The sequence below is a fragment of the Actinomadura sp. 6K520 genome, from assembly GCF_004349245.1.
In the GTDB taxonomy this organism is placed as follows: Bacteria; Actinomycetota; Actinomycetes; order Streptosporangiales; family Streptosporangiaceae; genus Spirillospora.
Genome location: NZ_SMLC01000215.1, coordinates 1 through 10,453, shown reverse-complemented (window position 1 = coordinate 10,453; position 10,453 = coordinate 1). Strand labels below are relative to the sequence as shown.

Genomic DNA, 10,453 nt, shown 5'->3' with positions numbered 1-10,453 from the left:
GCGTGGCCGGCGGGGCACAGCCGCCGCCGGCCGATCCCGCGTCCACGCCGACGCCGATCTCGATGCACAGGCTGATCTGGGGGCCGGGGGGCGGATCGGCGAGCGCGCCGGGCGGGAAGGCGAGCGCGGCGGCGAGCGCGGCGGGCAGGACGGCGAGGCGGCGCACGCTCAGCCACCTCCCGCGATGCGCCGCAATTCGCCGTCCACGGCCGTGAACGCCTCGGGGCCGACGGCCATGGCCCCGCTGAACACGTGCGAGATGTCGAGGGTCAGGTACGCCCCGGCGGCCAGCAGCCCGGCCATGAGCGACAGCGGCACCAGCGTCATGCCGCGGGGGCGGGCGCCCGCCATGAACGGCAGCAGCACGACCGCGGCGCCGGTCACGACGGTGACGGCGAGCAGCCCGGCGGGCGGTGTCGTCCGGGCGTCCTTGGCGCGCTGGCGCCGGGCGGAGGAGATCTCGCCGAGGTGGGCGAGCAGCGTACCGCGCGCCTCCTTGAGCTCGTCGTCGTCGCCGGTGTCGACGGCGGTGACATGGCGGCGCAGGTCGTCCAGGTGCCGCCAGCCGCGCGGGCTGAGCCGCCGCCCGTCCCGCATGAGCCGCCATTCGGGGCCGCGGACCAGGCCGACGTAGTCGCGCAGCCCCTCCTGTACGTACCGGGCGTCGGGGGCGGGCAGCCGCCCGGCCGTCCAGTACGCCTCGGTGATCGCCTGGCTCTCGGTGTAGGAATTGGCGCGGGCGCCGTCCGCGGTCGTCCACGGCACGACGATGGCGATCGCGAACGCCAGCAGGAACAGCGCCGACAGCATCGCCCCGCTGTGCGAGGTGGTGGGGCCGTCGGGGCCGGGATCGTCGATGGTGCCGCGGACCCGCCGGACCAGGCGGCTCGCGACGATCACGACGGCGACCGCGCAGGCCGCGGCCGCACAGTAAACGATCATGTCCCTCCCGGAGAGCGGCGTTCATCACCGTGGGTGATTGTAGATTTACCGAAGGTGGCTACCGGCGGGTTTCGCTTGGTCGTCCCGTGGAGGTGAGGTGACCGCCCGGCCAGGGAAGGTGAACATGTGCACCGGGGAGAGTCCGCGGTGGGTGCCGCCAGTTCTTGTGAAATATGGTGTCTATGCCGGAAGATCTCTCGTAGAGGACCCGGTACGAAGGACGATTGATGGAACCGGCCCGAGTGGGCGGCCGGGTGAGGGGAGACGGCGATGGGGCCGCAGGGAAAGCTGGACCTCGATCCCGAGGTGGTGCGCACCGCCCGGCGGCTGGCCGCCCGGGCCGCCGAGCCCATCATCGAGATGGCGCGCTCCCACACCACCGTCTCGGTCGAGCGCGCCCTGCTGCGGCTGGCCGGGCTCACCGGCGCCGACGACGGGGGCCGCCCCTGGGCCAACCACATCGTCGACGCCGTCCGCGACCAGGTCGGGCTGGAGCACGGCGTCGCCCTGCCCGTCTGGGACGCGCTGCTCAACGGCCCGCACGGCTCCCTCGGCGACCTCGCCCGGGCCACCGCGATGGGCCGGGCGGCGTTCCGGCTCCCGTCCGGGACCGACGCCGCGCTCGCCCGCAAGGCCGCGGGGGAGGCCGCCCGCGGCGGGATCTCCCGCATCGACCGCCGGCGCGCCGAACGCGACGCCCTGCTGCGCGAGCTGCCGCCGCCCGACACGGAGGCCCCGCCCAAGCCGCTGGTCTACCTGATCGTGGCGACCGGCGACATCTACGAGGACATCCCGCAGGCGCAGGCCGCCGCGCGCGAGGGCGCCGACGTCGTCGCGGTGATCCGCTCCACCGGCCAGTCGCTGCTGGACTTCGTCCCCGAGGGCGCCACCCGGGAGGGCTACGCCGGCACGTACGCGACGCGGGAGAACTTCCGGCTGATGCGGTCCGCGCTGGACGAGGTGTCCCGCGAGCTGGGCCGCTACGTCCGGCTGACGAACTACGCCTCCGGGCTGTGCATGCCGGAGATCGCGACGCTCGCCGGGCTGGAGCGCCTGGACATGATGCTGAACGACTGCATGTACGGCATCATCTTCCGCGACATCAACCCCCGCCGGACGTTCATCGACCAGCGCTTCTCCCGGCAGATCCACGCCCGCGCCGGCATCGTCATCAACACCGGCGAGGACAACTACCTCACCACCGCCGACGCGGTCGACGCCGCGCACACCGTCACCGTCAGCCAGCTGCTGAACGAGCGGTTCGGGCACGAGGCGGGCCTCGCCGACCACCAGCTCGGCCTCGGCCACGCCTTCGAGATCGACCCGGCCGTCCCCGGGTCGTTCCGGCTGGAGCTCGCGCACGCCCAGCTCGCCCGGGAGCTGTTCCCCGGCGCGCCGCTGAAGTACATGCCGCCCACCAAGCACATGACCGGCAACATCTTCGCCGGCTACCTGCTGGACGCCTTCTTCAACCTCGCGGGCGTCATGACGGGGCAGTCCATCATCCTGATCGGGATGATGACCGAGGGCATCCACACGCCCTGGCTGTCGGACCGCGACCTGGCGCTGGAGAACGTCCGCTACGTCCGCGACGCGTGCGGCGACCTCGCCGAGGACTTCATGCCCCGGCCCGACGGCATGCTCGTCCAGCGCGCCAAGCGGGTGCTGTCGGAGTCGGTGGAGCTGCTGGAGCGCGTCTGCGACGACGGCCTGCTCACCGCCATCGCCGAGGGCACCTTCGGCGTCACCCGCCGCCCGCCCGACGGCGGCAAGGGCCTGGACGGCGTCGTCCCCCGCGCCCCCGGCTACTGCAACCCCGCGATCGAGATCCTCGACACCGAGGACCCGCACGCCGCCGCCGGCGCGGCCGAGCAGGAGGTGCCCGCATGACGGTCGAGAGCCCCGGAACCGCGACACCGGCCGACACCCCGGCCGAGCCCGCCGACACCCGGCAGGTGATCCGCCCCTACGGCGACACCACCGGCGACGGCATGGTGCAGATGTCGTTCACCCTGCCCGTCCCCGCCGGGAAGCGCGCCGACGCCGCCGCGCTGCAGCTCGCGGGGAAGATGGGCCTGGACCCCGCCAGCGTCGTCCACGCCAAGCCGATGGGCCCCGACTTCACCTTCTTCATCGTCTACGGGAAGGTCGGGCACCTCGTCGACTACGCCTCCATCCCCGCCCCCGAGGAACGCGCGTACCCGCTGCTGACCTCCCAGGAGGTGAACCTGGCGATCCGCCGCGCGCTCAACCGGCGGCTGGTGGTGGTCGGCGCCTGCATCGGCACCGACGCCCACACCGTCGGCATCGACGCGATCCTCAACGTCAAGGGGTTCGCCGGGGAGAAGGGCCTGGAGTACTACCGCGAGATCCAGGTGGTCAACATGGGCGCCCAGGTCACCGTGCCCGAGCTGGTCGAGCGCGCCAAGGCCGAGGACGCCGACGCCGTCCTCGTCTCCCAGGTCGTCACCCAGCGCAACGCGCACCTGCACAACACCAAGCAGATGGCCGCCGCGTTCCACGCCGAGTACCCCACCGCCGTCGCCGGCGGCATGGGGCGGCCGCTGCTGGTCGTCGGCGGCCCCCGGTTCGACACCGTCGGCGAGGCCGACCTCGGCGTCGACCGCATCTTCGGCAAGGGCACCACCCCCGCCGAGGTCGCCAGCTACCTCGTGCACGCCCTGCTCCCCGCCGACCCCGGCGCCGGCCCCGCCGGCGCCGGGCATCCCGCCGACCAGGAGGACGAATCATGAGCGAGCCGCGCGAGGGGCTGACCGTCACGCACCGCCGCTACATCCCCTACTCCCACGCCCACTACGCGGGCGACCTGGTCGACGGCGCCTACGTGCTCGGGCTGTTCGGGGACGCGGCCACGGAGCTGTGCATCCGCTCCGACGGCGACGAGGGGCTGTTCGCGTCCTACTCCGACGTGCAGTTCCGCGCCCCCGTGCGGGCCGGGGACGTCCTGGAGACCACCGCCGTGCTCACCCGCGCCGGGACCCGCAGCCGGGTCATGGACTTCGAGGCCCGCGTGGTGTGCCGGGGCCGTCCGGACAGGGGCGGGTCCGCCGCCGAGGTGCTGCCCGCCCCGATCGTCGCGGTCACCGCGACCGGGACCGTCGTGGTCACCGCGCCCGGGTCGCAAGGCCGCCCGCCGCGCTGATCCCCGATCTTGCGCCGGGAAAACGCCGCACCCGGTGATCATGGCGCTGACCTGGGACGACATGGTGTCGCCGCAGAACATGCCGTGGTTGACAAGGGGGCTGAAGCCGGTAGTTTTGCTGCAGTCCAGCACGGGACTCACCGATCGGCCGCCCGAGGCGCCGCCGGGCACCGCGCCGCGGCGGGGACGGGGATCACGCGAGTGACCGCCGCCGTGCCCGCCCGAACCAGCGTGGTGGACCGGAGCCGTGCCCGGACGGAGCCGCCCGATCGGGCGGGGGGTTGGACCCGGGAAGGGCCCCGGCATCCAGTAGAAAACGGAGCCTCGTTCTCACCGCCTGTGGGACGTCTCCGGCCCGACGGGTGCCGCGGGCCCTCTTCCGTGTGCCCGGCCGCCCGCCCTGCACCGGCCCCCGCACCGGCCGTGGTCGCCGAGGTGCCCGCGGCCCGGTAGCGTTCCCGGCAGGGAACGAGGGGAACGAGGTGGGACGTGGCCCAGGAGACCCTCCCGGAACGGTCGCCGGCCGAAGGCACCCGCACGGGCGGCGGGCGCGAGGCGCCGGAACGGCCGGGCCGCGCGGCGCGCCTGGGCGCCCGGCTGCGGCGCGGAGGCCGCGCCGGATGGGGCCGGACGCTGCTGGTCATGGCCGCCGGGGCGGCGATGTGGCTGGCGTTCCCGCCCTTCGACCTGACGCCCCTCGCCCCGGTCGGCGTCGCGCTGTTCACCCTGGCGCTGCGCGGCCTGACCGCCCGCACCGGCGCCTGGCTCGGATTCGTCGGGGGAGCCGCGTTCTTCATCCCCGTCCTGGAGGGCATCGGCCAGATCGGCCCGGACGCGTGGATCGTCCTCGCCCTGGTCCAGGCCCTCTACTTCCTGCCGCTCGGCGCCGGGACCGCGCTCGTCACCCGGTTGCCCGCCTGGCCGCTGTGGACGGCGTCGCTGTGGGTCGGCGAGGAGCTGCTGCGCGGCCGGGTCCCGTTCGGCGGGTTCCCGTGGGCGCGGCTCGCCTTCAGCCAGACCGCCACGCCGCTCACCCCCTACGCATCCTGGGGCGGCGCGCCCCTGGTCACCTTCCTGACCGCGCTGGCCGGCGGGCTGCTCGCCTGCGCCGCCGTCGCCGCGCACCGCGCGCACCGGGCCCGGCGCGCCCGCACCGGCGGGGACGGCCCGTCCCCGGGGCCCCGGCGGACGCTGCTGCCCGCCGCCGCGGCCCTCGCCGGCATCGCGGCCGTCGCCGGCGGCGGGGCGCTGATCCCCACCCCCACGTCGGGACGGCCCGTCACCGTCGCCGTGATCCAGGGCGACGTGCCCCGCATCGGCCTGGACTGGCAGGGCCAGCGCAAGGCCGTCCTGAACAACCACGTCCGGGTCACCCGGGAGCTGGCCGCGCGGGTCCGCGCGGGGGACGTCCCCCGGCCCGAGCTGGTGGTGTGGCCGGAGAACGCCAGCGACCTGGACCCCTACACCGACCCCGAGGCGTACAACGCCATCGACGCCGCGGTGAAGGACGTCGGCGTCCCCGTCCTCGTCGGCGCCCTCACCGACACCCCGGACGGCGAGAAGGTGGAGAACCGCGGCATCGTCTGGGATCCGCGGAGCGGCCCCGGCGACTACTACGTCAAGCGGCACCCCGTCCCGTTCGGGGAGTACCTGCCGTTCCGCGACGTCCTCACCAGGCTGATCACGCGGTTCGAGCGCATCCCGCGCGACTTCGCCAAGGGCACCCGCTCGGGCGTGATGCGCCTCGGCCCGGTCACGGTCGGCGACGTCATCTGCTTCGAGGTGGCCTACGACCGGGAGGTCCGCGACGTGGCGGCCGGGAACCTGCTGGTCGTGCAGACCAACAACGCCACCTACGGCCGGACGAGCCTGCCGCCGCAGCAGATCGCGATGTCCCGGCTGCGCGCGGTGGAACATGGCCGTACGATCTTGGTAGCCGCGACCAGCGGGATCAGCGCGATCGTCGCGCCGGACGGGCGGGTGGTCGACCGGTCCCGCGAGTTCGTCCCCGACATCCAGGTGGCGACCGTTCCGGCGCGGACGGCCACGACGCCGGCGGACCGGCTGGGCGCCGCACCCGAGTGGGTGCTCGCCGCCCTCGGGCTCGGTGCGCTCTGCGCGGCGGCATGGGCGCCGGCCCGGAGGACCTCCGCCGGCGGGAACCGCGCCGGCAGGGACTCCGCCGGCTCGAACGAGGGGAACTGACACCGATGGAGATCCCAGCCGACCTCGGCCGGGTGCTCGTGATCATCCCGACGTACAACGAGCGGGACAACATCGAGGACATCGCCGGGCGGGTCCGCGAGGCCGTCCCGTCGGTGGACGTCCTCGTCGTGGACGACGCCAGCCCCGACGGCACCGGCGAGGTCGCCGACGCCATGGCGGCGCGGGACGAGCAGATCAGGGTCCTGCACCGCGCGGGCAAGGACGGGCTCGGGCCGGCCTACATCGCCGGGTTCCGGTGGGCTGCCGAGCACGGCTACGACGTCATGGTCGAGATGGACGCCGACGGCTCGCACCAGCCCGAGGAGCTGCCGCGGCTGCTGTCGGCCCTGGAGGACGCCGACCTGGTCATCGGGGCCCGCTGGGTACCGGGCGGGGAGGTGCGCAACTGGCCCAAGCGGCGCGAGGCGCTGTCGCGGGGCGCCAACACCTACGCGCGGCTGATGCTCGGCATCCCGCTGCACGACGCCACCGGCGGCTACCGCGCCTTCCGCGCCGCGACGCTGGAGAAGATCGGGCTGGCGGAGGTCGACTCGCGCGGCTACTGCTTCCAGATCGACCTGGCGCTGCGGGCGCTGCGGCAGGGGCTGCGGGTCGTGGAGGTGCCGATCACCTTCGTCGAACGCGTCCACGGCACCAGCAAGATGAACCGGGACGTGATGGCCGAGGCGGCGCTGCGCATCACCCAGTGGGGCGTGGCCGACCGCGCCGCGAAGCTCCGCCCGCCCCGCTGAACCCGCCGAGCCGCCGGCCCGCCGAAGACGGCGCCCGCCGGGGAAACGAACGGGGCGGCCGTCGCGTTGTACAGGGTGAGGTCCCGGCGTACCGGAGGGGGCCTCGACCGACCCCGAAAAGGGAGCCATGCTGCCGCTGCTGATCCTCCTGGCGTTCGTGCTGGTGCCGGTCCTGGAGATCTATGTGCTGATCCAGGTCGGCCAGATGATCGGCTTCTGGCCGACGCTGGGGCTGCTGGCCGCCCAGGCCGTGCTCGGCGCGTGGCTCATCCGGCGGGAGGGCAGGCGCGCCTGGGGCGCGCTGTACGAGACCGTCCGCACCGGTGTCCTGCGCGAGCGGGAACTGGGTGACGCGGTGCTGGTCATGGGCGGCGGTGTGCTGATCCTGCTGCCCGGTTTCGGGACGGACGTGCTCGGCGCCGCGCTGGTCCTGCCGTTCACCCGGCCGCTGCTGCGGCGGGCGCTGTCGGCGTTCGCCGAGCGCCGGATGCGGGCCGCCGAGGTCCGCGCCGCCACGATCATCCCGCCGCCCGGCTTCGGCGGCGCCGGAGCCGACCCCTTCGGCCGCCGTCCCGGCCCCGAGCCGGTGGAGACGCCGCCCGGCCCGGTCGTGCGCGGCGAGGTCGTCGAGGACGACGACCCCAAGCCCCGCGCCTGACCGCGTCTCACGCGTCCCGCACCGCGAACAGGATTCCGCCGGCGGCCAGCGCCGCCGCCGCGTACCCGGCCAGGACGCCCAGCCCCGCCCACGGCCCGATCGGCAGCCGGTCCAGGTCCCGGGTCGCCTGCACGGCCAGCCCCGCCGTCATCGGCGTCAGCTGCTCCAGCCGCTCCTGCCACCGCGGGTCGCCGACGAGCCGGGTGAGGATCGGGACGACCCACAGCAGCGCGAGCACGGCCGTGATCGCCGCCGCCGGCTCCCGGACCGCCGTGCCCGCCCCCAGGGACAGCAGCGCCACCAGCACCAGGTACAGGACGGTCCCCGAGGCGGCCCGCGCGGTGGGGCCGTCCAGCAGCGTCAGCGGCGGGTGGCCGCTGGCGGCGGTGAACCCGTTGCCGGGCAGGATGCCTCGTCCCGCGGCCAGCGACGCCAGCACCCCGGCCGACCCGGCGACCCCCACCAGGGCCGCGACCACGGCGGCCTTGGCCGCCAGCACCGCCCCGCGGCGCGGGACCGCCGCCAGCGACGCCGCGATGGTCCCGGTCGCGTACTCGCCGCCCACCGCCAGCACACCCAGGACCACCGCGGCGATCTGCCCGATCCGCACACCCGACAGGGCCAGTCTCGCGGTGTCCTCCCGGCAGGCGGCGGGGGCCGCGCAGTTCGAGGTGTCGACCGCCCCGGCCACCGCCGCGCCGACGGCGACGGTGACGCCCGCCAGGGCCGCCAGCAGCCACATCGTGCTCGGCAGCGTGCGCAGCTTCGTCCACTCCGCGTGCAGCGCGCTCATGCGTCCCGCCGCCCGAGCAGGAACACCGCCGCCGCCAGCGCCAGCGCCGTGTAGCCGCACAGCACCCCGAACCCGGTCCACGGGCCGATCGCCCGGTCGAACCGCGTCACCGTCTGCTGGATCGCGAACCCCGCCGCCGGGGTCAGCCGTTCCAGCCACCGCGCCGCCGACAGCGGCAGTCCCGTCGCCACGATCTGCGGGACGAGCAACAGCAGCAGCACCATCGTGATCGCCGGGGCGCTGCGGCGCACGATCACCGCGACCGCCACGGCGAACACCGCGATCACGCCGAGCAGCGCCCCCGTCCCCAGGACCGCCCGCAGCACGGCCGCGTCCCACAGCGGCGGCGGCGCCACCCCGTTCGAGCGCAGCACCGGCCCCGCCAGCAGCATCGCGCCGAACGAGGCGGCCAGCCCCGCGGCGAGGGACACCAGGCCCGCCACGATCGCCTTGGCGGCGAGCACCCGGCCGCGGCGCGGGCTCGCGGCGAACGTCGTGCGCAGCATCCGGCGCCGGTACTCGGCCGTGACGAACAGGACCGCCGCCGCGACGATCGCGGTCTGCCCGATCAGGACGCCGGTGAGGACGGTCTTGGTGAGGTCGTCGGCGAACTCGTTGGGCCCGATGTCGCCGTACCCGGACAGCGTGAACGTCCCCCCGGACATGGTGCGGCCTCCCGTAGCCGGGCCCGCGGGCCCGCCCGGAGCTCCGCGGTCGCGCCACGCCGCGCCAGGCTGCGCCGGGGCCGTCGACACCCGGTCGAACGTCGCGGTGGTGTCGGCGGGCTCGCCGGAGATGCTTTCGCTGCCGAACCGGCGCTCGACCACGACGTCGTCCGGCGCGGCGACGAACATGCCCGCCAGGGCGGATCGCGGCAGCCCCGCCAGCCGCACCGACCCGACGCGGCGCCAGCCGCGCCCGTCCGCCGACTCGTAGCCCGTCACCGTCGTGCCCGAGCGGGTCAGCCGGAGCCAGCGCGGCAGGGGGGCCGCCGCGCCGCCGCCGGCGCCGCCGTCCCGGTAGCCGGTCTGCAGCCGGACGCCGTCCCCGGGCGTCACCGCCAGCGCCGCGTACGGGGTCCCGCGTTCCGCGCTGCCGCGGATCATCAACCCGGCCTTCGCCCGCGCGCCGCCCTCCTGGGACGTGACGCGGGCCACGACGGTGCCGTCCCCGGCCAGTGGCCGGTAGGTGAAGTGCCCCATGTCGAAGATCTCGGAGCGGGCCGGGTCCGCCGTGCCCTCCCCGGTGCCCGACGACGCGCTCCCCGCGGCCGTCAGCAGCGCGACCAGCACCGTCAGCGCGACCGAGGCCACCACCGCCAGCACCCACCGGGGGACGGTGCGGAACTTGGTCCACTCCGCCAGCAGCAGCCGCCCGAACCCGTCGCGGGCCTCGGCCTGGACCGTGCTGCGGTACGACGTCGCGGCGGTCACCGCGCCTCCCGCCCGGCCACGGCCTGGAACTCGACCGCGTCCCTGGTCAGCTCCATGTAGGCCTCCTCCAGCGTCGGCCGGTGCTCGGAGATGCCGCTGAAGGCCACCCCCGCCCCGGTGAGCAGCGCGATGATCCGCTCCGCGGGCACGCCCGCGACGGTCAGCACGCCGGCGTCCGCCGCGGTCACGGTGGCGCCCGCCCGCGCCAGGACGGTCATGGCCTCCTGCCGCTCGGCGGTGCGCAGCTCGACCCGCCCGCCGGACGCGGCCGCCAGCAGGTCGGCGACGCTGGTGTCGGCGATCAGCCGGCCCCGCCCGATCACCACCAGGCGGTCGGCGCCGCCCTCCAGCTCGCTCATCAGATGGCTGGACACCAGCACCGCCCGGCCCTCGGCGGCCAGCGACCGCAGCAGCCCCCGGATCCACGTGATGCCCTCGGGGTCCAGCCCGTTGACCGGCTCGTCGAACATCAGCACGGGCGGGTTCTCGCTCGGCATGCGCCAGCGG

9 protein-coding genes and 1 pseudogene are annotated in these 10,453 nt (G+C 75.2%); 6 read left to right on the top strand and 4 right to left on the bottom strand.

Translation table 11 applies throughout. The annotated features are described in order from the left end of the window. Positions 1-168 precede the first annotated feature (168 nt). Positions 169-942 carry a DUF4239 domain-containing protein gene (locus E1289_RS33225; RefSeq protein WP_131987381.1) on the bottom strand — a complete coding sequence of 258 codons (774 nt, stop codon included), beginning with the start codon at positions 940-942 and terminating at the stop codon, positions 169-171. A 270-nt stretch (positions 943-1,212) separates the two neighbouring features. On the opposite strand from E1289_RS33225, the gene E1289_RS33220 reads away from it, so the two are divergent. The 6 genes from E1289_RS33220 to E1289_RS33195 all read left to right on the top strand — a co-directional run bounded on the left by E1289_RS33220 (position 1,213) and on the right by E1289_RS33195 (position 7,720). Continuing rightward, positions 1,213-2,832 (top strand): lysine 5,6-aminomutase subunit alpha, encoded by a 1,620-nt coding sequence (locus E1289_RS33220; RefSeq protein ID WP_131987379.1) that lies wholly within the window; start codon positions 1,213-1,215, stop codon positions 2,830-2,832. Then, positions 2,829-3,695, top strand: a complete 867-nt coding sequence (locus tag E1289_RS33215; protein WP_131987377.1) for an OAM dimerization domain-containing protein — start codon at positions 2,829-2,831, stop codon at positions 3,693-3,695. The genes E1289_RS33220 and E1289_RS33215 overlap by 4 nt, the downstream gene beginning before the upstream one ends. Beyond that, on the top strand, positions 3,692-4,105 hold the full coding sequence (locus E1289_RS33210) for a hotdog fold domain-containing protein (protein WP_131987375.1): 414 nt from the start codon (positions 3,692-3,694) through the stop codon (positions 4,103-4,105). Before E1289_RS33215 ends, E1289_RS33210 begins: the two co-directional genes overlap by 4 nt. 489 nt (positions 4,106-4,594) lie before the next feature. Then, positions 4,595-6,310 carry an apolipoprotein N-acyltransferase gene (gene lnt, locus E1289_RS33205; RefSeq protein WP_243713311.1) on the top strand — a complete coding sequence of 572 codons (1,716 nt, stop codon included), beginning with the start codon at positions 4,595-4,597 and terminating at the stop codon, positions 6,308-6,310. A 5-nt stretch (positions 6,311-6,315) separates the two neighbouring features. Beyond that, on the top strand, positions 6,316-7,062 hold the full coding sequence (locus E1289_RS33200; protein ID WP_131987373.1) for a polyprenol monophosphomannose synthase: 747 nt from the start codon (positions 6,316-6,318) through the stop codon (positions 7,060-7,062). A 127-nt stretch (positions 7,063-7,189) separates the two neighbouring features. Further along, positions 7,190-7,720, top strand: a complete 531-nt coding sequence (locus E1289_RS33195; protein WP_165970709.1) for an FxsA family protein — start codon at positions 7,190-7,192, stop codon at positions 7,718-7,720. A 7-nt stretch (positions 7,721-7,727) separates the two neighbouring features. On the opposite strand, the gene E1289_RS33190 is transcribed toward E1289_RS33195, so the two are convergent. From E1289_RS33190 to E1289_RS33180, 3 genes and pseudogenes are all read right to left on the bottom strand, one after another. After that, positions 7,728-8,513 carry an ABC transporter permease subunit gene (locus tag E1289_RS33190; protein WP_131987371.1) on the bottom strand — a complete coding sequence of 262 codons (786 nt, stop codon included), beginning with the start codon at positions 8,511-8,513 and terminating at the stop codon, positions 7,728-7,730. Then, positions 8,510-9,946: an ABC transporter permease subunit gene (locus E1289_RS33185; protein WP_131987369.1), complete on the bottom strand. Its 1,437-nt coding sequence runs from the start codon at positions 9,944-9,946 to the stop codon at positions 8,510-8,512. The genes E1289_RS33190 and E1289_RS33185 overlap by 4 nt, the downstream gene beginning before the upstream one ends. Beyond that, positions 9,943-10,453: pseudogene (locus E1289_RS33180) on the bottom strand (ABC transporter ATP-binding protein); the annotation flags it as partial. The pseudogene E1289_RS33180 and the gene E1289_RS33185, both read right to left, overlap by 4 nt.